Source organism: Modestobacter sp. SYSU DS0875 (assembly GCF_054050915.1).
Genome location: NZ_JBJHAH010000009.1, coordinates 61,729 through 84,427 on the forward strand (window position 1 = coordinate 61,729; position 22,699 = coordinate 84,427).

The following is a 22,699-nucleotide window of genomic DNA, read 5'->3' on the forward strand; positions in this document are numbered from 1 at the left end:
CCTCAGGCCGGCGGGCCGCCCAGCAGCAGCTGCCGCAGCAGGTGGACGGCGAGCGTGCCGGTGCGCTCCCGGACGGCGCCGCGGTTGCCGCGCAGTCGGTCGGAGTAGTCCAGCGCGCCGGTCGGGCCGACGACGGCGATGTGCACGGTGCCCACCGGCTTCTCCGGCGTGCCGCCCCCCGGGCCGGCGATCCCGGTGACCCCGATGCCGACGTCGGCACCGAACCGGGCCCGCGCCCCATCGGCCAGCGCGCGGGCGACCTCGGGGCTCACCGCACCGCCCACCCCCAGGGTGGCCGCCGGCACGTCGAGCAGCTGCTCCTTGGCGCTGTTCGCGTAGGCGGCGACCCCGCCCAGCACCCGGGCCGAGGCACCGGCGGGTGCGGTGAGCCGGGCGGTGAGCAGCCCACCGGTCTCCGACTCGCCCACCGCCACCGTCCAGCCCCGGTCGTCCAGCGCGCGGGCGACGAGCTCGTCGACGGTGGGGCCGTCGCTGAACAGCGTCGCGCCGAAGTCCGCGGTGACCGCCGCGACGAGCCGCTGGTACGCGTCCTCGGCGTCCGGTGCGTACCGGGTGACGATCTCCAGCTCGCCGTCGCGCAGGCAGGTGGTCACCTCCAGGTCGGCCAGCTGGTCCTCGACCCGGCGCAGGGTGGCGGCCAGCTCCGACTCCGGCGTCCGCCACAGCCGCAGCGTGCGCTGGCGCAGCTCGGTGGCGCCGGCCAGCGCGCGGCGCACCGGCTCGGCGGCGAGCGCGGCCGGCCACATGGCCTGCAGCTCCACCGGCGGGCCGGGCAGCACCAGCACCGGCGGCCCGCTGCGGCCGTCGGCCACCGGGACGACCAGCCCCGGCGCGGTGCCCACCGGCTCGAGCACGGTGGCGCCGGCGGGCACCATCGCCTGCTTGGCGATCCCCGCTGCGGCCGACTCGGGGTCGGTGTCCCAGCCGCGCCGGGCGGTCAGCTCGGCGACGACGGCGGCGATCCGCTGCTCCAGCGCGCGGTCGAGCGCCGACGGGCGGCCCTGGAACACACCGACCTCGGCCGCGGTCAGGTCGTCGGCGGTGGGGCCGAGCCCGCCGGTGGTGATCACCAGGTCGTTGCCCCCGGCGAGGAAGGCCAGCGCCGACCGCAGGTCCTCGGGCCGGTCACCGACGACGACGACCGACCCGACGTCGACCCCCTGGCCGCGCAGCGCCTCGGCCAGCCACGGGCCGTTCCGGTCCGCGACCCGGCCGGTGAGCACCTCGGTGCCCGTGACGACGATCCCCGCGCGTGCAGCCACGGCCCGACCTTAGGTCCCGCCCACCTGGCCGGCCGCCCGGGTGGGCGCCGCTACGGTTCGACGGGCGCCCCGCCTGGCTGCCGTGCCCGACGCCTGCTCCCTGGAGGACCGATGAGCCAGCCCCATCCGCCGATCCCCGAGCCGCAGCCGGCCGACGGGCTGCCGGACGACGATCCCCGCACCGAGTCGATCCTGCTGCCGCCCAGTCAGCGGCAGACCGAGCAGCCCCCGCCCGTGCCCGGCCCGGCGACCGGGCCCGCCCCGGCCTGGACGCCGGCGGCGGGGCAGGCCGCCGCGGACCCGACGAGCTCCCCCGACGCCGAGCCGGCGGCCCGCGGGCAGGTCCCGGCCAGCCAGCCCACCGGGCCGGTGGACTTCCTCCCCGGCTTGGGCGCGCGGCCGGACGACGACCGGGCCACCACGGGCAGCAGCGCCGCCGGTCCGCAGACGATGGTCGGCGCGCCGGCGGTGCCCGGGCCGTCCACCGCCCCGCGGCCCACACCGGGGCCGTCGGCCGCCGACGACGGCGGTGAGCGCGGCCGCCGGGGGGCCGCGGCGGGCCGGGCGGCGCTGGGCGCCGTGCAGCGGGCCGGTGGGGACCGGACCGTCCTCGGCGCCCTCGGCCTGGGGGTCCTGGGGTTCGTGCTGCTCGAACTGGGGCTGGCACTGGACTTCGGCATCGAGTCGGTCTGGGAGGTGACGCCGACGTGGTCGGCGTTCGCCACGGTCGCCGCCCTGGTGGCGCTCGTGCCGGGGCTGCGCCGCCTGGCCGGGGACCGGCTGGGCGCGCGGACGGCGTGGCGGGTCGGGGCCGGGGGGGCCGCGGGCCTCGCCGTGTTCTGGGTTCTCGTGGCGCTGCCGCTGGTGGCCAGTGACCGGGGCTTCCTGCTCACCGCCGCCCTGGCCGCGGCCGCCGGCGCGGTGTGGCTGGCGCCCGGCCGCCCGCGGTGACCCGCGCGGCGCGGGGCTGGCTGGGCGCCGCGGCGGTGCTCGGCGTCGCCGCGCTGGGGTTGTCCTGGGGCGCGGTGCCGGGAGCGGCGCACCCGGCGCGCGTGGCCGTCGCGCTGGGTCTGGTCCTCGCGGTGGCCGCGGTGCGCACCGGCCGCGACCGGTTGCTGCTGGCGGCCGTCGCCGCCAGCGCCGTCGGCGTCCTGCTCGGCGGTCCCGACCCCGCGCCCGGGCGGCTCGCCCTGGCTGCTGCGGCCGGCTGCCTGCTCGTGCACCGCGCCGGCCGGCGCAGGCGGCCCGCCTGAGCGGACGGCTCAGCCGCGGCCGCCGCCCTGCCCGTTGCCGTTGCCGTTGCCGTTGCCGTTGCCGTTGCCGTTGCCGTTGCCCGGACGGTTCTCCTGGCCGGCGCCGTTCCCCGGCGCGGTCGACTCGTCGTCCGCGCCGCTCGTCGGGGCGGTGGTGCCGTCCGACGAGGTCGGTACTCCGGTCGCGGACGGGTCGCTGGCCGGCGTCGACGACTGCGGGTCCCCGCCGGGCTCCGTCTCCTCCGCGTCCCCGCTCGGGGACGGGGTCGCCGTCGGCTCCGGGGTCGGGGCCGGCTCGGGCGTGGACGCCGGCGGTGCGACGCTCACCGGCGCCCGGACGACCGGCGCCTGGACCGCGTCGACCGGCGTCCGCTGCCGCTGGACCGGGGCGCTGTCGACCTCCGGCGCCACGGCGTAGCTGACCAGCACCTCGGCGCCGCGCACCAGCCGGTGGCCGAGCGGTGCGACGTCGACGACCAGCCCGGCCTCGACGGAGTCGGTCGCCACCGCCTGGGTCTCCACCACCAGGCCGAGCGCCTCCAGCTGCCGCTGGACGGCCGCGACGGGGCGGTCGACGTAGTCGTCGACGTCCAGCACCAGCTCGGCGGGGTCCGCCGTGGCGGTGGCCGCGCCGAGGTCCTGCGCGGCGGCCACGGTGGCGCCGCCGCCGTCGGGGGCGAGCCCCTGCAGGACGACCGCAGCCACCCCGGCACCGGCCAGCAGCGCGACCAGCGGCACCAGGACCCGGCCGAGCCGCCCCTGGGCCGGGGGGACCGGGCGGCGCACCGCGCCGTCGGCGTTCGCCGCACCGGCCAGCGCCGCGGCGTCGGGGAGCAGCCAGAAGCTCTGGGTGTCAGTGCGCTCGACGGGGGTCAGCAGCCGGCCGGCGAGGACGTCGTCGATGGCGGCCGCGAACGCGTCACCGTCGGGGAAGCGCTGCGCCGGGTCCTTGACCAGGGCCCGCTCGATCAGGGTGCGGACCCCGTCCGGCAGGTCCTCGGGCAACGGCTCGGGGGTGTCGCGCAGGTGCCGCAGCGCGATCGTCACCGAGTTGTCGCCGTCGAACGCCCGCCGGCCGGTGAGCAGCTCGTAGCCGACCATGCCCAGCGCGTAGACGTCGCTGGCGGCGGTGGCGTGCGCCCCGGAGGCCTGCTCCGGGGAGAGGTAGGAGGCGGTGCCGATGACCTGGCCGGTCTGGGTGAGCGGCACGCTCCCGGCCGACGAGGCGATCCCGAAGTCGGTGATCGCGACCGTGCCGTCGGCGCGCAGCAGCACGTTGCCGGGCTTCACGTCCCGGTGGACGACGCCGGCCGCGTGCGCCGCGCCCAGCGCCGAGGCGGTCTGCCGGAGCACCTCGAGCACCCGGCCGGCGGGCAGCGCGCCGTCCCGGGCCAGCACGGTGGCCAGCGACTCGCCGTCGATGAGCTCCATCACGAGGTAGGCCAGGTGCTCGCCCGACCCGTCGACCGCCGGCTCCTCGCCGTAGTCGTAGACGGCGGTGATGTTCGGGTGGCTCAGCGCGGCGGTGTGCTGCGCCTCGGCGCGGAAGCGGGCCAGGAACAGCGGGTCACCGGTGTACTCGCTGCGCAGCACCTTGATCGCGACGGTGCGGCCCAGCAGGGTGTCCTCGGCACGCCACACCTGGCCCATGCCACCGGTGGCCAGCAGCGCCTGCAGCTCGTAGCGGTTCCCGAGGGTGGTCCGCGCGGGCTCCACCACGTGCGCCCCCTCGTGCTGCTGTGTCGACCGGCCCCGCCCACCACCGGCCGACGCCGGCGGCTGGACGCACCGGGAGGGGGGATGCCCCCGTCGGGCGTTCGTACACATGCGATCGGACGGTGTGATCCGGGAATCTCAACACCGGGGGTGTGACGGACCGTTCCCGGCCCTGCTGTCGGCCCCGTCACGCGTCGGTCAGGTGACCGCCGGCCGGCCCGCCGCCGGCCCCTCGCCCGCCGACATCTCGCCTGCCAGCACCTCTCCCGCTGCGGTCAGCCAGCGGGCCGGGGCGGCCATGGCCGCGGCCGGCGAACCGGCCAGGTCGGTGAGCGACACGGCGCGCAGCACCGGCAGGCCCCCGCCCGCCACGCGGCCGGCGACCACCGCCACCGGGACGCGGGCGGCCGCGGCCCGGTCCAGCAGGTTGCCGACGACCTTGCCGCGCAGCGACTGCGCGTCGAACTGGCCCTCCCCGGTGACCACCAGGTCGGCTCCGGCCAGGGCGTCGTCCAGCCCGGCGGCGTCCGCCACCGCCGTCGCGCCGCTGACGAACTCCGCACCCCACGCGACGGCGAAGCCGTAGGCGGTGCCGCCGGCCGCTCCGGCACCCGGGGCGTCACGGTCCCCGCCGAGCAGCTCGGCGAGCCGGGCCAGGCCGGCGTCGAGCGCAGCCACCTGCGCGGGGTCCGCGCCCTTCTGCGGGCCGAACTGGCCGGCCGCCCCCAGCGGGCCGAGCAGCGGGGCGGTGACGTCGACCAGGCACTGCACTCCCCCGGGCGGCGGGGGCACGAGCCCGGAGAGGTCGACCGCGGCGAGCCGGGCCAGCGCGCCGCCACCGGGTGGGAGGTCGGCCCCCTCGGCGTCGGTGAAACGGGCACCGAGCGCGGCCAGGGCACCGGTGCCGCCGTCGGTGGTGGCCGAGCCGCCCAGGGTCAGCACCACGCGCTCCACCGCGGGGTCCGCGACCACGGCGGCCAGCAGCTGGCCCAGGCCGCGGGTGGTGGCGCCCAGCGGGTCGGGCTCGGCGAGCAGCGGGAGGCCGGCGGCGCGGGCCATCTCCACCACCGCCGTCCCGTCCGGGCGCAGCAGCCAGGCCGCGTCCACCGGCCGGCCGTCCGGCCCGGTCACCGCGGCGGTGCGCCAGGCGGCGTCGGGCAGGTCGTGGCCCAGCGCCTCCAGGGTGCCCTCGCCGCCGTCGGCCAGCGGGACGGTGCGCAGGTCGTCGACGGGACGGCGCCGGCGCCAGCCGGCCGCCAGCGCCTCGGCCGCCGCCGCGGCGTCGAGGGTGCCCTTGAACGAGTCGGGGGCGAGGACGACGCGCACGCCGACACCCTGGCCGGTGGCGGCGCCCGGCGGCAAGCCGGGTCAGGCGGGGGGCTCGTCCTCGGACCGGGCGAACCAGGGCGCGGTCTCCCCGGACAGCGCCCGGGCCACCAGCCGGGCCTGCACGCCGACCAACTCGGGCAGTTCGGCGGGGTCGCACCACACGACGTCCAGCGACTCGTCGTCGGCGACGTGCGCCGTGCCCCCGACCGCCCGGCAGGCGAAGGCGTGGTCGACGAACTGGCAGACGTCGCCGTTGGGGTAGGTCATCGGCGGCTGGGTCCACAGGCTGACCAGCCGGTCGACGACCACCTCGACGCCGGTCTCCTCCAGCACCTCCCGGGCGAGCGCGACGGCCAGCTGCTCGCCGGGCTCGGGGATGCCGCTGGGCAGCGCCCACTGGCCGGTGTCGCTGCGCTGGGTCAGCAGCACCCGCCCGGCGTCGTCGGTGACCACGCCGGTCACGCCGGGCAGCCAGAGCAGCCGGTGGCCGACGGAGGAGCGCAGGTCACGGATGAACTCGGGCACCGGCACGGGGAGAGCCTAGGGGTGGGCCCACGGCCCCGCGGTCAGCTGAACAGCGCCCGGCCCCACCAGTCGTCGTCGCCGGTGACCCCGGGCGGGCAGGCGAAGACCGCCGAGGAGGTGTGCTGGACGTACTCGTTCAGCGCGTCGGTGCGCAGGTTCCGCTGGATCTGGGTGAACCCGGTCTCCGGGTTGCGCTGGTAGGCGATGAAGAACAGCCCGGCGTCCAGCCGCCCCTGGGCGTCGGAGCCGTCGACGAAGCTGTAGCCGCGGCGCAGGATCGCCGTCCCGGCGTTGGTCGGGTGGGCGAGGGAGACGTGCGAGGTCGGCGGCAGCGCCGCCAGGTCGACCGGGTCGAACTCCGCCCGCGCGCCCAGCGGCGCCCCTGCACCCTTGGTGCGCCCCACGCTCGCCTCCTGCTCGGCCAGCGTCTCGGCGTCCCAGGTCTCCACGAGCATCCGGATCCGCCGGGTCACCACGTAGGAGCCGCCGGCCAGCCAGTCGGCGCCCGGGTCGCCGTCGGCCACCCAGACGAACCGCTCGATGGCGGCGGCGTTCTCCGCCTTGAGGTTGTCGGTGCCGTCCTTGAACCCGAAGAGGTTGCGCGGCGTGGCCTGGGCCTGGGAGGTGGACGACGTCCGGCCGAAGCCCAGCTGGGACCAGCGGACCCGGACGACACCGGCGCCCAGCCGGATCAGGTTGCGGACGGCGTGCACCGCGACCTGCGGGTCGTTGGCGCAGGCCTGCACGCACAGGTCGCCGCCGCTGATCGCCGGGTCGATCGAGTCACCGGGGAAGTCCGGCAGCTCGGCGAGCGGCTCCGGCCGGCGGCCGGCCAGGCCGAACCGGTCGACGCCGTCGGCGGTGGTGAACAGGGTGGGGCCGAAACCGACGGTCAGCGTGAGGCCGGACGCGGGCAACCCGAGCGCCTCGCCGGTGTCGTCCGGCACGTCGTCCGGCCCGCCGCCCACCGCGCCGACCTCTCCGGCGTCCCGGCCGGCGGTCATCCGGCGGGCAGCCGCCGTCCACGCCCGGAGCAGCTCCACCAGCTCAGCCCGGTCGTCGGTGACGACGTCGAAGGCCACGAAGTGCAGCCGGTCCTGCGCGGGGGTGGTGATGCCGGCCTGGTGGGCTCCGGTGAAGCCGACGGCACCGGAGACGTCCGGCGGGGTGGGCACGGCGGGTTGCTCCGCCGTCGCGCGGCCGAGATAGCCGCCAGTGGCGCCGGCGACCACCACGCCGGCCGTGCCGGCGCCGGCGAGGCCGAAGAACCGCCGCCGGGAGAGACCCCCTGGACCGGGGCTGGCAGAGCTCATGCTGGTGTCGGTCCCCCTGGCAGGTCGGTGGTGGCGAGGCCGGTCCCCCGGGACCAACGGACGTCCCGTCGGTGCTGTTCCGGCGGCCACTGCACCGGACCGTGGCAGGGTGGGCCGTCCCACACGAACCAGCCGAGGAGCCGACAGCGTTGTCCGAGCCCACCGTCACCCGCGCCGACGCCGAGGGCGTTGCGACGCTCACGCTGCAGCGCCCCGCGCTGACCCACCGGATGCGCACCGAGCTGCTGGCGCACGTGCGTGACCTGGCCACCGACGGCGCCGTCCGGGCCGTGCTGCTGACCGGCACCGGGCGCACGTTCTGCGTGGGGCAGGACCTCGGTGAGCACGCCGCGGAGCTGCGCGAGCCGTCGACCACACCCCTGTCGGTCGTCGCCGACGAGTACAACCCGCTGGTGCTGGCGCTGGCCGCGCTGCGGGTGCCCGTGGTGGTCGGGATCAACGGGGCCTGCGCGGGGGCCGGGCTGGGGCTCGCGCTCGCCGGCGACCTGCGGATCGCCGCGGCCGGGGCGAAGTTCACCACCGCGTTCGCCGGCATCGGGCTGGGCAGCGACTCGGCGCTCGCCTCGCGGCTGGTGCACTGCGTCGGGGGATCGCGCGCCGCGCAGATGCTGCTGCTGCCCGAGCCGTTCCCGGCCGAGACCGCGGCCATGTGGGGGCTCGTGCACGAGGTGGCCGAGCCTGCGCAGGTGCTGCCGCAGGCGCAGGCGCTCGCCGCCCGGCTCGCCACGGGCCCGACGCTCGCGCTCCGGGCGATCAAGGAGGTGCTGGCGACCGCGGCCACCGACCCGCTGGAGACCACGCTCGCCCTGGAGGCCCGGCTGCAGACCGAGCTCGGTCAGACCGCGGACCACCGCGCGGCGGTGGAGGCCTTCCTGGCCAAGCAGCCGATCACCTTCACCGGCCGCTGACCTCGGCGGCACCGGTTCCACGTGGAACCGGTGCCCACGTCAGCCGAGCCGGGCCGAGCAAGCCGGGCAGACGTCCCCGGCCGCGGCAGGGGGCCACGGCAGCTCGCTGGTCACCCGGGCCAGGGCGCCGCAGACGGTGAGCTCGCAGGCACCGTCCAGGTCGGTGACGGCCCGGTGGACCTCGACGGCGTGCCACAGCGCCGGCGTCCGGCCGTGCGCCCGGCTCCGGGCGGCGACGAAGGTCTCGGTGTGCACGATCACGCTGCTTCTGTCGGCATCCCCCCGGTGCTGGGACAGCCCGCGGCCACGACCTCACCCGAAGGGGTGAGCCGGCGGCAGGTGGCCACACCCCCCGACGGAACCCCCGACGGCCGCGCGGTGGCCGCGGCATGGCACGGTGCGGTCGACCCGTTCGCACCCGACCGCACCGGAGGCCCGAGGATGCAGCTCACCAAGCACGGACACGCCTGCGTCGTCCTGTCCGATGGGGACCGCCGGCTCGTCGTCGACCCGGGGGCCTTCACCGCCGACGACCCGCTGGCCGGCACCGCTTCCGGTACCACCGCCCTGCTGCTCACCCACGAGCACCCCGACCACTTCCTCCCCGACCGGGTCCGCGCCGCGCTGGACGCCGACCCGGGGCTGGAGGTCTGGACGAACTCCTCGGTCGCCGAGAAGCTGGCGGGCGCCGGCCCGCGCGTGCACGTCGTCGGTGCCGGCGACACGTTCACCGCGGCCGGGTTCGACGTCTCGGTGCACGGCGAGTGGCACGCGGTGATCCACCCGGAGATCCCCCGGGTGCGCAACGTCGGGTTCCTCGTCGGTGGGCAGGTGTTCCACCCCGGCGACGCCTTCACCGTGCCCGAGACCGCCGTCCCGACGCTGCTGCTGCCCGCCCACGCCCCCTGGTCGAAGACCGCCGAGGTCATCGACTACCTGCGGGCGGTCGGGGCGCAGCGGGCGCTGGCGGTGCACGACGGCCTGCTCAACGACGCCGGCCTCGGCCTGGTGGCCGGGCTGGTCGGCGAGCGGGGCCCGGGCCAGCCGACCCCCTACGCGCGGCTGGCCCCCGGGGAGTCGACCACCCTCTGACCGGAGGACGTGGTCAGCAGTTCGGCGAGCCGGGCGTCGAGGTCCCGGCGCCGGTCCCGCTCGGTGGCCAGCGCCCGCTCGGTCTCCACCCGGGCGGTGACGTCGGCCTGGATGCCGATGTACTGCACGACCGCGCCGGTCGGGTCGGTCACCGGGATCAGGTGGCACTCGTTCCACCAGGTGCTGCCGTCGGCCCGCCGGTTGAGCAGCACCTCACGGCACTCCTGGCCAGCCGCGATCGCGGCCCGCACCCGCGCCACCGGGGCCGGGTCGGTGTCCGGGCTCTGCAGGAAGCGGCAGTTGCGCCCGAGCACCTCCTCGGCCGGGAAACCGGCCAGCCGGGCGAAGGCGGGGTTGACGTAGACCAGCGGCTGGTCGGGCAGCCGCAGGTCGACCACGGTCACCCCGGTGTCGACCGCGGCGAGGGCCCGCTGCAGCAGCGCCTCGCGCGGGCTGCCGGCCAGCATGCGGGCGGCAGCCGGCGTGGGGGCCGGCGCCGGGGTCGGCGCCGTGACCTGCGTCGTCCCGGCGGGCTCGGCCGGGGGCGCCGGGTCGGGGCGGGCGCAGGGGGCCACCCGGGACAGCAGTGACCGGGCGGCCCGGACGACGGTGTCCCGGTCGTAGGTCAGCGCGAAGGTGAACCGGCGCTCCAGGTCGGGACCGGCGTCGCCGAGGTCGTGGGCGAGCAGCGCGGCGCTGAAGTGCGGGCTGAGCACCACCAGATCCCACTCCCCGAGCACCGGGTCACCCGGCACCAGGTCGGCGCCGCGCAGCCCGGGCAACGGCTCCGGCGGCAGGCCGGCGCCCAGGGCGCAGGCGAAACCGACCCGCTCGACCAGGTCGCGGTAGCGCAGCCGGGTGGCCGGGGTGAGGTGGCGGGACTCCTGGAAGGAGGCGGCCACGACGCAGGTCTCCCCCAGCCGCATGGCCTGCCGCTCCAGCTGCTTGCTCAGCTCGATCAGCAGGGCCTTGGGCGACTCGCGCAGCGGGAACCCGGGCGGCAGGCAGGCGAAGGGGGAGCGCGCCCCGGCGTCGGCGTCGGCGGGTGCGGTGTCCGGGAGCCGGAGCGAGGCCACCGTCGCGCCGGCGACCGGCGCGGCCTCCGGGCGGCCGAACAGCCAGCCCTGGCCCAGGGTGGCCCCCAGGGCGCTGGCCATCGCCAGGTGCCGGCCGTCCTCGATGCCCTCGGCCAGCACGAGCGCGCCGGTGGACTCGGCGTAGGCGTTGACCGCGTTCATGATCTCGGCGATCGCCGGCCCCGGCCGCTCCTGCACCAGGCGCAGGTCCAACTTGACCACGTCCGGTCGCAGCAGCGGCATGAAGGCCAGCGACAACGAGTCGGCGCCGACGTCGTCCAGCGCGATGGCCCAGCCGAGCTCCCGCACCCGGGCGACGGTGCGCAGCAGCTCCGCCGGGCGGGCGGCCAGCGCCCGCTCGGTGATCTCCAGGACCACCCGCAGCTCGCCGGGCACCTGGTCGGCGCGGTCGATCAGGGCGGTGAGCGGGGCCTCGTCCACCGCGTCGGGCTCGACGTTGACGAAGACCGTGAGCGGGGCCAGGAGCCCGGCGCGCACCGCGCCGCGCAACGCGGACGTCCGGCAGGCGTGGTCCAGCTCGACCAGCCGGCCCTCCGCGCGGGCCGCGGCGAAGAGCGCGTCGGGCGCGTGCAACGGGCCCACCGGGCCGCGGGCGAGCGCCTCGTAGGCGACCACGCGCCCGGTGTCGAGCTCCACGATGGGCTGGAAGACGCTGGTGACGGCGCTGTCGCGGAGCACGGCGGCGACCGGGGACGCCGGGTCCTGCTGCAACTGGTCCACGTCGTCCCCCATCGGGTGCGGGCATCCCGCTCGCGAGTCTGACAGCATCGGGCCTGCCACGAAGGGGTGAGCCCTCGGCCGGTGCGCACCGGCCGGCCCGACGGCACGGAGACGGAGGCGGTCCCCACGGAGCACGCCACCCCCTCCGACGAGGTCTACGAGCTGCCCACCTGGGCTCCGCTGCCGGCGCAGCCCGATGCCGATTTCGACCGGCTCGCCGCCGAGGTGGCCCGCCGCCTGTCGGTCCCGCGGGCGCTGATGGTGCTGGTGTCCAAGGGCGGCCAGGTCTTCCCCGGCATCTTCGGCACGCACGAGCCGTGGACGACGCGCCGCTCCTCCCCGCTGACCCTCTCGATCAGCCAGCTCGTGGTCCGCAGCGGGCGCCCGTTGATCACCTCCGACGCCACCGCCGACCCGGTGCTGCGCGACTCCGCAGTGGTGCAGGGAGGCGCCGTCGTCGCCTACGCCGGCCTGCCGCTGTGGAACGGCCAGGGCCGCCCCATCGGGGTGCTCGCGGTCATCGACGACGTCCCGCGCCACTGGTCCGACGACGACCTCGCCGTGCTGTCCCAGCTGGCCGCCGAGTGCTCGCGGCGGCTGCAGTTCCGCGCCCTGGAGCTCGACGACCAGGAGGTCCGGGCCGCGGCCGCCCGGGAGGCGAGCGCCGCCCGGCAGGCCGCGGAGGCCGCCCAGGCCGCCTACGTCGAGGCCGAGGTGGAGGCCGACCGGACCCGTCTGGTGGCCCGGTTCAGCGCCGGGCTGCTGGCGGTCGACACCATGCCCGACGTGCTGCGCGCACTCGACCGGCTGGTCCGCTCCCCCCTGGGCGCCTCCGCCGCGCTGGTCGGGGTGGCCGAGTCCGGCGGCGACGAGCTGCGACTGTGGGCCACCCCCTCGGGGTCGGTGCCCTACGCCCGGCCGACGGCGGTGGTCGGCCTGTGGACGCCGCACCCGCTGGCCGAGGCGGTCCGCGAGCGCCGGGTGGTGCCGGTGCCGCCGGCCGAGGACGCCGACCCGGTCGCGCTGGACGGGCCGGCCGGCCGGCCGGAGAGCGCGCTGGCGGTACCGGTGCTGCTCACCCAGCACGAGGCGGCCGGCGGGCTGCTGGTCACCTGGGGGCACCGGCGCGCGCTGGACGCCCCGCTGCGCACCGCCCTGACGGACCTGGCCCGCCACCTGGGGCACGCACTGGACCGGGTGCTGCTGCGCGAGCAGCGGCTGCGGCTGGAGTCCACCCGGCCCGGGCCGGACCGCGCCGGCGCCATCGGCTGACGCGCCGGCCGGGAACGGTCAGCGCCCGCCGACGGAGACCTCGAACTCCACCTGGCTGACGTCGGGGCGCAGCCGGGAGAAGGAGTGCACCAGCGGGTGGCCGGAGCTGTCGTGCACGGTGGTGCGCACGACCAGCAGGGGGGAGCCGGCCACGATCTGCAGCCGGTCGGCCTCGTCCGCGGCCGCGGTGCCGACGTCGACCACGATCCGCGCGTGCGCCAGGTCCGCGGCGTACTCGCGACGCAGGAACTCGTACAGCGAGCCGTGGCCGAAGTCCTCGGTGGCCGCCTTCGGGTACCGGGCGGCGGGCAGGAAGCTGCGCACCACGTGGTTGGGCAGCCCGTCGACGCTGCGCAGCCGGACCAGCTCGACGACGTCCGCGGCGACCGGCAGGTCGAGCTCGGTGGCGATCGCCGGGGCGGCGGGCACGATCTGCTGGCCGAGCACGGCGGTGCCCACCTGGGCGCCCTGCTCGGTCATCACCTGCTGGAAGCCGGCGATCCGGTGGACGAAGCTCTCCCGGTACTCGTGCCGGATGCCCGGGCGGCTGACGTAGGTGCCGCGGCCCTGCTCACGGACCAGGTGGCCGTCGGCGACCAGGCCGTCGACGGCCCGGCGCAGCGTGATCCGGCTGACCCCGTACTCGGCGCACAGCACCGGTTCGGGCGGGAGCATGGTGTGCTCGGGGAGAGCGAGCGCCCGGCGCCGCAGCGCTTCGCGGACGGCGAGGTACTTGGGCCCCGCTTCGGTGCTCGCCACGCCCAGAAGGTACTGCACCGAGAGACGTCTATACGTCATGACGTACCGTTCCAGGAGCCCACCACCCCTCGTCCGGAGGAGAGCCCGTGCGCATCGGAGTGCTGACCGGCGGGGGCGACTGCCCCGGCCTCAACGCCGTCCTGCGGGCCGTGGTCCGCACCTCGGCGAAGGAGTACGGGAGCGACGTCGTCGGCTTCCGGAACGGGTGGCGCGGGCTGCTCGAGGACGACGCCCTGCCGATGGACCTGCCCATGGTCAACAACATGCTGACCCGCGGCGGCACGGTGCTCGGCTCGGCCCGGGTGGCGCCGCAGAAGCTGCGCGACGGCCTGGGCCGCATGCGCGAGGTGCTCAAGGACCACGGGGTCGACGTGCTGGTCCCCATCGGTGGCGAGGGCACCCTCACGGCCGCGGCCTGGCTGTCCTCCGAGGGCGTGCCGGTGGTCGGCGTCCCGAAGACGATCGACAACGACATCGACGGCACCGACCTGACCTTCGGCTTCGACACCGCGGTGAGCATCGCCACCGAGATGATCGACCGGCTGCACACCACCGCGGAGTCGCACCAGCGGGTGCTGCTGGTGGAGGTGATGGGCCGGCACGCCGGCTGGATCGCACTCAACTCCGGCCTGGCCGCCGGTGCCCACCTGGTGATCACCCCCGAGCAGCCCTTCGACGTCGAGGAGGTCTGCCGGATGGTGACCGCGCGGTTCGAGCGCGGCCACCGGCACGTGATCGGCGTGATCAGCGAGGGCGCGACGCCCGTGCCCGGCACCATGCCGATGCGCGAGGGCGGCCTCGACGAGTTCGGGCACAAGCGGTTCACCGGCGTAGCCCAGCAGCTGGGCGAGGAGCTGGAGCGGCGCACCGGCAAGGAGGTGCGCACCACCGTCCTGGGTCACGTGCAGCGCGGCGGCACCCCGACGTCCTTCGACCGGGTGCTGGCCACCCGGTTCGGGCTCCACGCCACCATCGCCGCCCACGAGGGGCACACCGGGCAGATGGTGGCCCTGCAGGGCACCGAGATCGGGCTGGTCCCGCTCGCCGACGCCGTCGCGCGACTGAAGACCGTCCCGGCCTCCCGGCTGGCCGAGCTGCGCGCCTTCACCGGCTGACGAAGGGGACGGGGTCCTTCACCACCGCCAGGTGTAGCCGATCACGCACTCGCCGTCGGGCACGACCTCGAACGAGGTCTGGCCGCCGACGAGCGGCACGGGCACCGCGTCGACCGGTTCGGCCGCGGCGACGTCGGGCCAGCGGCAGCACCACACCTCACGGGGCTGGGCTGCGGCGTCGAACCGCACGGTGACCGCCAGGTGCCGCACCCCGGCGGTCACCCCGCGCCGGAACTCCGGCGCCGGCGGCTCCGGGTAGGCGAAGAGGGTCTCGTACTCCAGGTGGGTGGCCTGCCCGGGCAGCAGCGGCTCGGCCAGCAGGATCTCCACCACGCACAGCGGGGTCCCGGCGACCCGCCAGGCGTCCACGGGCACCCCTCCGCCGCGCACCGCGACCGCGGCGTGCACGGTGTCGAACGCGTAGTGGTACCGGGAGGTCTCGTCCACCGCCTCCACCAGCTGCCGGGTGACGTGCCGGCGGGGTGCCCGGTCGGGGCCGACCTCGTGGTGCTCGGCGACCTGGAGCGTGCGGACGGTGCGCCGCGGCACGGGGCGGGAGCGCACCGGCGCGCCGGCCACCACCAGCCGATCGCCGGCCGGGCGGCCGCGGCGCAGGGCCCGCAGCTCCTCCGCGTGCTCGTCGGCCATCCCGAAGGCGGCCACGAACAGCTCGAGGGTGCGGTCGGAGAGCCGGTCGCCGTTCAGCGCGCGCCCCACCCGGTTCTCCAGGCTCCGCGGCCGGAGATCCGCCGGGGCCTCACCGGTGTCGACCAGGTGCTCGGCCAGCACCGCCGCCACCGCGGCGCGCGGCAGCTCACCGCGCCGCACGTTGCTGTACCGCTGCCAGTGCCTGCGGTACCGCGGCTCGTCCAGCAGCTGCGCCAGCCGCTCCGCGGCCCAGCGCACCCCGAGCGTCTGCTCCATCGCACCCCCAGCACGGCCACGTCCCGGCCACACCGTCCAGGTATCAACCCGGAGCTGGGGTCGCGCGGCGCGGGGGGCCGCGCGACCGCAGTGCACCGGCCTTTCGCGACGCACCGGAGCGGGTCGGGCACCGCCCTGACCCTGCGGTGCCCGACTCCCCCGGCACGTCAGCCGTGCAGCAGCGCGGCCCGCTCGTCGGCCAGCCGGCCCAGCCGGGCGGCGAGCTCGGTGGCGCGCCGGTCGAGCTCCGCGCCGACGCCGTCGACCACCTGCCGCAGCTCACCGACCCGGGCCAGCGACTCGTCGATCCGGTTGCCGACCTGCCAGTCGGTGAACACGTTGTCGAACCAGATGTCCACGAAGCGGGTGAGCTGGCCGAGCTCCAGGGCGGGGAGCTCGACCGCCGCGCCCGGCACGTCGACCAGCTCCCGGGCCAGCAGCCGCAGCTGCTGGTCGGCGTCGGCCGCCGCCGCCGCGGCCTGGTCCAGCCGGTCGTGCTTCACGGAGCTGGCCAGTGCCCCGCCGCCGAGAAAGGTGTCCCAGCCCGACCAGGAGCGTGCGGAGCCCAGCCGGTCCTGGACCCGGGCGAGCGCGTCCCGGGCGGCGGCCGCGGCGGCGAGGGCCTCGCCGACCTCGACCGACTCCGCCCCCAGTTGCCCGCGCTCGGCGGCGAGCTCCAGCAGCCGGCGCCCCACCGCCGTGCCCGAGGCCTGCAACCAGGCGTCCTTGGCCTCGGTCGCGGCGGCCAGCTCCGCACCGGCGCCGGCGAGCGCCGCCTCCTCCGCCCGGGCCCGGGCCAGCTGCCGGTCCAGCCGGTCGCGCAGCGCCACGGCCTCCTGCAGCCGCAGCCGGGCGGCGTCCGCCTCGGCCCGCTCCCGGTCCAGGTCCTGCGCCCGGCTGCCCCGCAGCGCGGCCAGCACCCGGGACAGCGAGACGCCCTCCAGGGCCCGGACGTCGTCCGCCTCGGCGCCCGCCTGCTCGGCCAGCTCCGCCAGCCGGACGTCGAGCTCGGCCGCCTCGGTCTCCAGCTGCTCGGCCTGGGCCCGGGCGTGCACCAGCCGGCGACAGCGGTCGGCTGCCGCCGTCAGGCGGTCGTCGATCTCCGCGAGTCCGCTCACCCGGGCAGTGTGCCGTTCCGTCACCCGCCCACCCCGCCGGGCTGCAGCTCGATCACCGTGACCTCCGGCCGTGCGCCGACCCGCATCGGCGGCCCCCAGTACCCGGCACCGGCGGTGACGTAGAGCTGCGTGTCGCCGTGGGTCGACCAGCCCTCCACCGCCGGCTGGTCCAGCAGGACGGCGTAGTCGAAGGGCCACAACTGGCCGCCGTGGGTGTGCCCGGACAGCTGGAGGTCGACCCCGGCCGCCCGGGCCTGCTCGACCTGCACCGGCTGATGGGCCATCAGCACGACCGGGCGGGCGTCGTCCCGGCCGTCCAGCGCCGCGTCCAGGTCCGCGCCGTGGCCGGGGAGGCCGGAGCCGGCCGCGGTCCGGTCGTCGATCCCGGCCAGGTCGACCGCCGCACCGCCGCGGCGCAGCTCGACCCGCTCGTTGCGCAGCACCTCCACGCCCAGGGAGGACAGGTGCCGCAGCCAGGCGGCGGTGTCGACGAAGTACTCGTGGTTGCCGGTGACGAAGAAGACGCCCTGCTCGCTGACCAGATCGGCCAGCGGGGCGACGTCCTCGCGCAGCTCGTCGACCTCGCCGTCGACCAGGTCGCCGACGATCGCGACGACGTCGGGCCGCTGGGCGTTGACCGTCTCGACCACCCGCTCGAACCGGCGTCCGCCGTAGGTCGAGGACAGGTGCCCGTCGGAGAACGTGACGATCCGCAGCCCGGCCAGCGCCGGGTCCAACCGCGGGATCGTGATCGGCACCCGCCGGACGACGGGCGCGGAGTTCGCCAGGACCACCCCGGTGCCCGCGGTGCCCAGCGCGACCGCACCGGCCCCGACCGCCAGCGTGCGGGCCAGGAACAACCGCCGGCTCACCGGGCCCGGCGCACCGGCCGGCCCGGGTTCGCCAGCCGCCACCGGCGTCCCGTCGGTCACCGGTGCGCCGGCGGTCGCCGGCTGGTCGGCGACCTCCTCCTGCGTCCGGTCGCGCCGGCGGCTGAGCAGCCTCGCGACCAGCCGGACCGGCTCGGTCGCCAGCACCGCCAGGAACGCGTAGAAGGCCACCCCCAGCCAGGTGTACCCGACCCAGTCCAGCGGGGTGGCCGCCGCCTGCGGCAGCGAGCGGCGCAGCAGCACCGCGGCGACCGGCAGCACCGCCAGCACGACGGTGAGCAGGGTCAGCCACCGCCGCAGCCGGCCCGGGCGGGTGGTGCCCCGCACCAGCCGGAGCCACAGGTAGCCGTGCAGCAGCACCATGGCCAGCAGGACGACGGAGCCGAAGCCGAGGACCGCGATCAGGGACAGGGCAGGGCTCCTCGCTGGAACCCCGCCGCGACCGGGGTGATCACCGGGTGGCGCTCTTGAGCACCGGGCGCAGCGCCGGCCAGCGCAGCCAGAACTCCTGCTCGGCGCGCTCGGCCCGGGCCTGCTCCAGGGCGTGCAGCCGGCCGTACGTCCAGGCGTTCTCACCGGCCGCGAAGGCCTGCCGTCCCAGCTGCGTGCACAGCTCCCGGGTCACCACCGTGTCCTGCCGGTCGCCGAGCACCTCCTGCACGGCCTTGAGCGCGGTCACCAGCTCCTTCACCGGGTCACCCAGCACGGGCAGGGTCGCCTCGGCGGTGTAGCGCAGCCGCTTGCCCGCCTTGCGCACCTCGTGCAGGGCCTCGTCGTGGGCGTGCCCGGGCTCGGCGTCCTGGGCGGCCTCCACCGTGCGCCGCAGCCGCTTGGCGGCCTTGGCCAGCACCCCGCGCAACACCTCCCCGGCAGGCTCGGTCGCCACCGCGGTGAACGGCGGGTCGGTGAGCAGCGCGTCGAGGTCGTCGCGCAGCTGCAGGTAGCCGGTACCGGACAGCGCCTTGCGGGCCTGCGCGTCGCCGTCGGCGACGTCCTTGCTCTCGGCCTGCTGCAGGCGGGCGGCGACGGGGCCGAGCACCAGCTCCTCCGGCTGGGCGGCGACCAGCTCCCGCAGGTGGGCGAGGGCGACCTCGGCGTCCCGGCTGGGTGACAGTGCGCTGCCCACCTCGGCCAGCGCTGCCCGGACCGGGTCGGTGCGCTCGCGGTCGAGCACCGGGCGCACCGTGGCCAGCGTGCTCCGGAGCCGGCGGCAGGCCACCCGGACCTGGTGGACGGCGTCGGGCTGCGCGGTCCGCAGCATCAGGTCGGCGTCCTGCAGCGCCTGGACCTGGTCGCGCAGCGCGGTCAGCACCACCTCGCCGACCGGCGCGGCGGCAGCGGCCCGGCGGGCCTGCTTGCCCTTCTTCTTCCCCTTCGGCACGGGCCGGGCGTCCGGGACCGCACCGTCGAGGGCGGCGATCCGATCGGCCAGCACCCGGGACAGCTTCGCCGGGGACGTCGCGGGGCGGGCCCCGGCGGCGACCAGCGCCTCGCCGACCGCGGCGAGCACCGACTCGTCGCCCTCGACCAGCTCGACCTCGACCTCCCGCCAGGTGGTGACGACGGCGGCGGCGCCGGGCTCGGCCGGCAGCGCCGTGCCGGTGACGTGGTCGTCGGCGACCTCGGCCAGCACCCGGCCCTCGGCGTCCTGCAGCGCGGTGACCACCCGGCGGGTGCGCAACTCCGCGACCTGGCCGACCGGGGCGCGGCGGACCACGCCCAGCACGGGCTCGAGCACCGCCTTGGGCGGGGTCTTCGTCGCACGCCCGAGCGGGGAGTGCAGCTCGCGGCGCGCGCCTGCCACCGCGGGCAGCTTGACGTGCCAGCCGGCGTCGGTGCCACCGGTGCGACGGCGCAGCGTCACCCGGGAGCGGGCCAGCCGCAGGTCGGCGGTGTCGTGGTAGGCGGCCTCGAGGTCGTGCTCGACCGGGTCGGCGACCCCGGCGACCCCGGGGACGCCGCTCAGGTCGGGCAGCACGAACGTCTCCTCGACGTCGAACTTGCGCTCGATCTCCAGGTGCTCGACAGCCACGCTCCGCCTCTCCGTCCAGGCAGCCGTCCTCGTCGCGGACGGCACCGTCAGCCCCCCGTCCTACCGCACGCGGGTGAACGGCGCACCCGGCGATGATCGCCACAGCCGGCGATGGGCACCATGGACGCCGTGTCCCGCCGACCCCCGAACCGCCGCCGCTGGGCCCCCGCCGTGTTCGCCCTCCCCTGGGCCGCAGCGGCGGTGCTCCGGCTGACCGGCACCGAGCGGGGCTTCCCCCTCGTGCCCGCGCTGGCCTTCACGCCCTACGCCGCCGCCACCAGTGTGCTGCCGCTGACCGCGGCGCTGACGGCCCGCTCCCGCGGTGCGGCCGTGGTGACGGCCGTCTCGGCCGCGGCGCTGACGGGCGCGGTGCTCCGGCGGACGACGCCCACCGCCCCCACCGCGCGACCGCAGGGGCCGCGGCTGCGGGTGGTCTCGGCGAACATGCTGCACGGCCGGGCCGACCCGGCCGCCCTGGTGGCCCTCGCGGCCGATCAGGACGCCGACGTGCTGGCTCTGATGGAGGTCACGCCCGAGGCGGCGTCCGGCCTGCTCGCGGCCGGGGTGGCCGACCTGCTGCCCACGGGTCACGTGGTGCCTGCCGGGGAAGGCCAGCCCGCCGGTGCCGGCGGTGCGCTGTGGACCCGCCTGGCGGTGCGGCAGCGCACGGTGGTGCCGGGCCGGTTCGGTCAGCCCGCCGCTCTGCTGACCGTGCCGGGCGCCCCCGACGTCGAGGTGACGGCGGTGCACACGCACCCGCCGACCAGCTCACCCACGCAGGTCGCCCGCTGGGTCGAGGACCTGCAGCTGCTGCCGGACCCGGAATCGGGGGTGCTCCGGGTGCTGGCGGGTGACTTCAACGCGACGCCCGACCACGCCGCCTTCCGGCGGTTGCTGCGCCGCGGCTGGGTGGACGCCGCGGCGGCGACCGGCCAGGCCCGGCGGGCCACCTGGTGGCCGATGCGGGTACCGCAGCCGCGGCTCACCCTCGACCACGTCCTCGTCGACCCGCGGATCGCGGTGGACGCGCTGCAGGTGGTGCACGTCCCCGGGACCGACCACCGGGCACTCGTCGCTGACCTGCGGCTCCCCGCGGCCGACTGACCGGCACGGTCAGGGGTCGATCCCCGGGCGGCGGGTCCGCACCACCGCCGCCCGGGTACTGGACCCCATGCCCGCGAAACGCGCGCCTGCACCTGAGCTGTGTGACATCTGGGTTAACTCACCGCGCTCCGCGCGCGGGACGACCCTCCGGAGGGGGCCGCGCACGCACGGGCCGCGACCGCAACGGCGTCAGCCGATGCGGACGTCCTCCTGGCCGGCCACCGAGACGACGTCACCGGCGTGCAACTGCCGGCCCCGCCGGTCCTCGGGCTCCCCGTTGACCCGGACGTCCCCGCTGATCAGCACGTCCTTGACCTGGGCGCCGGAGGGGACGGCGTCGACCAGCTTCAGCAGCTGGCCCAGCCGGATGGTCTCCTCGCCGGAGCGGAGCTCGATGGTGCGCACACCGCCGATCCTCCCCCGTGCGGTGTCGGCCGGTCAGGCCGGGCGGACCTCGTCGCCCACCACGACCGCGCCGGGTCGGGTCACCCGGGCACCGACGGCGAGCGCGCCAGCCCGTTCCCGGTGCACCGTGCGCAGCACGGCGGTGTCCCGGGCGATGCCGCCGGCCTGCGGCCGGGTGACCATCACGCAGCGCGGGACCCGTGCGGCGACGGTCAGCACCACGCCGCCGACCGCCACCGACGTACCCACCCAGTCGTCCTCGCCGGCACCGTCCAGGACGACGTTGGCGCGGAACCGCCGCCGGTCCCAGCCGCCCAGGGTGCCGGTGGAGACCAGGGTGACCCGGGCGTCGGCGTTGTCGTGGAAGGCCCCGTCGGCACCAGCGAAGGGGGTCCAGCCGGCCTCGCCGCCCTCGGTCACCTCGAACGGGTCCTCGTAGGTCCGGGCGCCGGTCACCTCGGCGGCCGGGCGCAGCGTGACCGGGCGGCCCACCCACCGGGAGAGGACCGCGTCCTCCCGGGTGACCGTGCCGTCGGGCAGCACCACCTCCACGGCGCCGTCGGCGCGGGTGCGGCCGGCGGCGAAGAGCAGCTCGGGCACCCGGCGGGCAGTGAGCCCCAGACCGGTGGCGACGTCGAACAGCGCCCAGCCGCGGTCGCCGGCGATCCCCTGCGGGCCGAGCTCGGCAGCGGCCACCCGCTCCCCGATCAGCGACTTGACCGGGTAGCGCCACAGCTCGAGCACCCGGGCGGTCACACCGGTGACCAGCGCAGCGTCCAGGTGCCCGACCACACCCCACCCGGGGGGAGCACGACCAGGTCGACGCCGTCGGCCAGGGCGTTGGGCGGGCAGGTCATCGGCTCCACCGCCAGGCTCCGGCGGCGCTGGCCGGCCGGCAGCGTGTCGCCGGAGAAGACCTGCAGCCAGGACCATGCCGCATCGACCGCCAGCTCCAGCGCGCCGGCCGGCCCGCGCAGGGTCACCCGGGCCCAGCCGTCGTCGTCCCGAACCAGGTCGGTCACCGGGTCGTCGAGCTGCCGGTCGCCGATCCGGCCGACGTCGCCGTCGAACGGCCGCCGGGCGCCGGTGGGCAGCCCGCCGTCGACCTCCAGAGCGGTGCGCGCCGGCACAGCCAGCTCGGCGTCGGCCAGGCCGCCCTCGGCGTCTGCCCTCTCCTGGGACGCCCCGACGTGCAGGTAGGGGTGCATGCCGACGCCCAGCGGTGCGTCGTCGTCCCCGGCGTTGCGCACCCGGACGACGACGGTGAGCTGGTCCGCGGCCAGCCGGTAGTCGATTGCGACCGCGAGCCGGAACGGGTAGCCGGGGCGCGGCTCCAGCAGGGTGCCCACGGTCACCGTGTCGCCCGTCCGCCCGAGCACCGACCACGGCTGGGCGGTCACCAGCCCGTGCACCGCGTTGGGCGAGGAGCCGCTGACGACGTCGAGCTGCAGGTCGCGGCCGCGCCAGGACCACTGCCCGTTCCGCAGCCGGTTGGGCCACGGCACCAGCACGCCACCCCGCCGGCCGGCGGGGACGGTGCCGGCCGGGTAGCCGTCCAGCACCTCCCAGTCGCCGACGGCGAGGCGCCGGGGCCCACCGCCGCGCAGGTCGACGACGAGCTCGGTCGCGCCGGCGGTGAGCGCGACCTCGCGGGGTCCGGTGGCCGGCCAGGGCAGGGTGTCGGGGGAAGCGTCGGTGTGCTGGGGCATCCAGTCCTCCTCGTGGGCGGTCGCGCACAGCTCACCACAGCGCACCGACCCGCCGGCGGGCTGTTCCACGTGGAACTGGTGACAGACGTCAGTGGCCGCCGGAGGCCCCCGGCC

At 77.1% G+C, this 22,699-nt stretch carries 22 protein-coding genes; 7 read left to right on the forward strand and 15 right to left on the reverse strand.

Annotation, left to right across the window (positions count from 1 at the left end; translation table 11 throughout):
- Nucleotides 1-2: 2 nt before the first annotated feature.
- Nucleotides 3-1,283, reverse strand: a complete 1,281-nt coding sequence (locus ACI79Y_RS07370) for a competence/damage-inducible protein A (protein ID WP_457157848.1) — start codon at nucleotides 1,281-1,283, stop codon at nucleotides 3-5.
- A gap of 111 nt (nucleotides 1,284-1,394) precedes the next feature.
- Between ACI79Y_RS07370 and ACI79Y_RS07375 the strand changes: the two genes are divergently transcribed.
- Both ACI79Y_RS07375 and ACI79Y_RS07380 read left to right on the forward strand, forming a co-directional pair.
- A complete protein-coding gene (locus ACI79Y_RS07375; RefSeq protein ID WP_457157849.1) occupies nucleotides 1,395-2,234 on the forward strand; it encodes a hypothetical protein in 840 nt (279 codons plus the stop codon).
- Nucleotides 2,231-2,536, forward strand: a complete 306-nt coding sequence (locus tag ACI79Y_RS07380; protein WP_457157850.1) for a hypothetical protein — start codon at nucleotides 2,231-2,233, stop codon at nucleotides 2,534-2,536. Before ACI79Y_RS07375 ends, ACI79Y_RS07380 begins: the two co-directional genes overlap by 4 nt.
- Before the next feature lie 9 nt (nucleotides 2,537-2,545).
- Here ACI79Y_RS07380 and ACI79Y_RS07385 read toward each other — a convergent pair whose 3' ends face one another.
- The 4 genes from ACI79Y_RS07385 to efeB all read right to left on the reverse strand — a co-directional run bounded on the left by ACI79Y_RS07385 (nucleotide 2,546) and on the right by efeB (nucleotide 7,419).
- On the reverse strand, nucleotides 2,546-4,255 hold the full coding sequence (locus ACI79Y_RS07385; protein WP_457157851.1) for a serine/threonine-protein kinase: 1,710 nt from the start codon (nucleotides 4,253-4,255) through the stop codon (nucleotides 2,546-2,548).
- 195 nt (nucleotides 4,256-4,450) lie between these two features.
- The gene (locus ACI79Y_RS07390) at nucleotides 4,451-5,578 is read right to left on the reverse strand and encodes a glycerate kinase (RefSeq protein WP_457157852.1); all 1,128 of its coding nucleotides are present in this window, start codon (nucleotides 5,576-5,578) and stop codon (nucleotides 4,451-4,453) included.
- A gap of 42 nt (nucleotides 5,579-5,620) precedes the next feature.
- A complete protein-coding gene (locus tag ACI79Y_RS07395; protein WP_457157853.1) occupies nucleotides 5,621-6,112 on the reverse strand; it encodes an NUDIX hydrolase in 492 nt (163 codons plus the stop codon).
- Nucleotides 6,113-6,147: 35 nt separating this feature from the next.
- Nucleotides 6,148-7,419, reverse strand: coding sequence for an iron uptake transporter deferrochelatase/peroxidase subunit (gene efeB / locus ACI79Y_RS07400; RefSeq protein ID WP_457157854.1), 1,272 nt, complete (start codon nucleotides 7,417-7,419; stop codon nucleotides 6,148-6,150).
- A 149-nt stretch (nucleotides 7,420-7,568) separates the two neighbouring features.
- Here efeB and ACI79Y_RS07405 point away from each other — a divergent pair, with 149 nt between their 5' ends.
- Nucleotides 7,569-8,348 (forward strand): enoyl-CoA hydratase-related protein, encoded by a 780-nt coding sequence (locus ACI79Y_RS07405; RefSeq protein WP_457157855.1) that lies wholly within the window; start codon nucleotides 7,569-7,571, stop codon nucleotides 8,346-8,348.
- Between the two features lie 39 nt (nucleotides 8,349-8,387).
- Here the strand turns inward: ACI79Y_RS07405 and ACI79Y_RS07410 are convergent, their stop codons facing one another.
- Complete coding sequence (locus ACI79Y_RS07410) at nucleotides 8,388-8,609, reverse strand: hypothetical protein (RefSeq protein ID WP_457157856.1); 222 nt, start codon at nucleotides 8,607-8,609, stop codon at nucleotides 8,388-8,390.
- A 180-nt stretch (nucleotides 8,610-8,789) separates the two neighbouring features.
- Between ACI79Y_RS07410 and ACI79Y_RS07415 the strand changes: the two genes are divergently transcribed.
- Nucleotides 8,790-9,440 (forward strand): MBL fold metallo-hydrolase, encoded by a 651-nt coding sequence (locus ACI79Y_RS07415; protein WP_457157857.1) that lies wholly within the window; start codon nucleotides 8,790-8,792, stop codon nucleotides 9,438-9,440.
- Here the strand turns inward: ACI79Y_RS07415 and ACI79Y_RS07420 are convergent.
- On the reverse strand, nucleotides 9,401-11,269 hold the full coding sequence (locus ACI79Y_RS07420) for an EAL domain-containing protein (protein WP_457157858.1): 1,869 nt from the start codon (nucleotides 11,267-11,269) through the stop codon (nucleotides 9,401-9,403). The genes ACI79Y_RS07415 and ACI79Y_RS07420 overlap by 40 nt on opposite strands.
- A 54-nt stretch (nucleotides 11,270-11,323) precedes the next feature.
- On the opposite strand from ACI79Y_RS07420, the gene ACI79Y_RS07425 reads away from it, so the two are divergent.
- Nucleotides 11,324-12,529, forward strand: coding sequence for a GAF domain-containing protein (locus ACI79Y_RS07425; RefSeq protein WP_457157859.1), 1,206 nt, complete (start codon nucleotides 11,324-11,326; stop codon nucleotides 12,527-12,529).
- An 18-nt stretch (nucleotides 12,530-12,547) separates the two neighbouring features.
- Here ACI79Y_RS07425 and ACI79Y_RS07430 read toward each other — a convergent pair whose 3' ends face one another.
- Entirely contained in the window at nucleotides 12,548-13,288 is a 741-nt protein-coding gene (locus ACI79Y_RS07430; protein ID WP_457157860.1) for a GntR family transcriptional regulator, read from the reverse strand.
- An 86-nt stretch (nucleotides 13,289-13,374) separates the two neighbouring features.
- Between ACI79Y_RS07430 and ACI79Y_RS07435 the strand changes: the two genes are divergently transcribed.
- Nucleotides 13,375-14,403, forward strand: a complete 1,029-nt coding sequence (locus tag ACI79Y_RS07435; protein ID WP_457157861.1) for an ATP-dependent 6-phosphofructokinase — start codon at nucleotides 13,375-13,377, stop codon at nucleotides 14,401-14,403.
- An 18-nt stretch (nucleotides 14,404-14,421) separates the two neighbouring features.
- On the opposite strand, the gene ACI79Y_RS07440 is transcribed toward ACI79Y_RS07435, so the two are convergent.
- The 4 genes from ACI79Y_RS07440 to ACI79Y_RS07455 all read right to left on the reverse strand — a co-directional run bounded on the left by ACI79Y_RS07440 (nucleotide 14,422) and on the right by ACI79Y_RS07455 (nucleotide 19,367).
- Nucleotides 14,422-15,327, reverse strand: a complete 906-nt coding sequence (locus ACI79Y_RS07440; RefSeq protein ID WP_457157862.1) for a hypothetical protein — start codon at nucleotides 15,325-15,327, stop codon at nucleotides 14,422-14,424.
- A gap of 167 nt (nucleotides 15,328-15,494) precedes the next feature.
- Entirely contained in the window at nucleotides 15,495-16,445 is a 951-nt protein-coding gene (locus ACI79Y_RS07445) for a hypothetical protein (protein ID WP_457157863.1), read from the reverse strand.
- A gap of 20 nt (nucleotides 16,446-16,465) precedes the next feature.
- Complete coding sequence (locus ACI79Y_RS07450) at nucleotides 16,466-17,698, reverse strand: metallophosphoesterase (RefSeq protein WP_457157864.1); 1,233 nt, start codon at nucleotides 17,696-17,698, stop codon at nucleotides 16,466-16,468.
- Nucleotides 17,699-17,786: 88 nt separating this feature from the next.
- Nucleotides 17,787-19,367, reverse strand: coding sequence for a CYTH and CHAD domain-containing protein (locus tag ACI79Y_RS07455; RefSeq protein ID WP_457157865.1), 1,581 nt, complete (start codon nucleotides 19,365-19,367; stop codon nucleotides 17,787-17,789).
- Between the two features lie 129 nt (nucleotides 19,368-19,496).
- On the opposite strand from ACI79Y_RS07455, the gene ACI79Y_RS07460 reads away from it, so the two are divergent.
- Nucleotides 19,497-20,471, forward strand: a complete 975-nt coding sequence (locus ACI79Y_RS07460) for an endonuclease/exonuclease/phosphatase family protein (RefSeq protein ID WP_457157866.1) — start codon at nucleotides 19,497-19,499, stop codon at nucleotides 20,469-20,471.
- A gap of 189 nt (nucleotides 20,472-20,660) precedes the next feature.
- Here the strand turns inward: ACI79Y_RS07460 and ACI79Y_RS07465 are convergent, their stop codons facing one another.
- From ACI79Y_RS07465 to ACI79Y_RS07475, 3 genes are read right to left on the reverse strand one after another with little or no spacing between them, the layout of a single operon-like run.
- The gene (locus tag ACI79Y_RS07465) at nucleotides 20,661-20,876 is read right to left on the reverse strand and encodes an RNA-binding S4 domain-containing protein (RefSeq protein WP_457157867.1); all 216 of its coding nucleotides are present in this window, start codon (nucleotides 20,874-20,876) and stop codon (nucleotides 20,661-20,663) included.
- A gap of 33 nt (nucleotides 20,877-20,909) precedes the next feature.
- Nucleotides 20,910-21,668, reverse strand: coding sequence for an MOSC domain-containing protein (locus ACI79Y_RS07470; RefSeq protein ID WP_457157868.1), 759 nt, complete (start codon nucleotides 21,666-21,668; stop codon nucleotides 20,910-20,912).
- Nucleotides 21,629-22,585 (reverse strand): aldose epimerase family protein, encoded by a 957-nt coding sequence (locus ACI79Y_RS07475; protein WP_457157869.1) that lies wholly within the window; start codon nucleotides 22,583-22,585, stop codon nucleotides 21,629-21,631. The genes ACI79Y_RS07470 and ACI79Y_RS07475 overlap by 40 nt, the downstream gene beginning before the upstream one ends.
- Nucleotides 22,586-22,699: the final 114 nt, after the last annotated feature.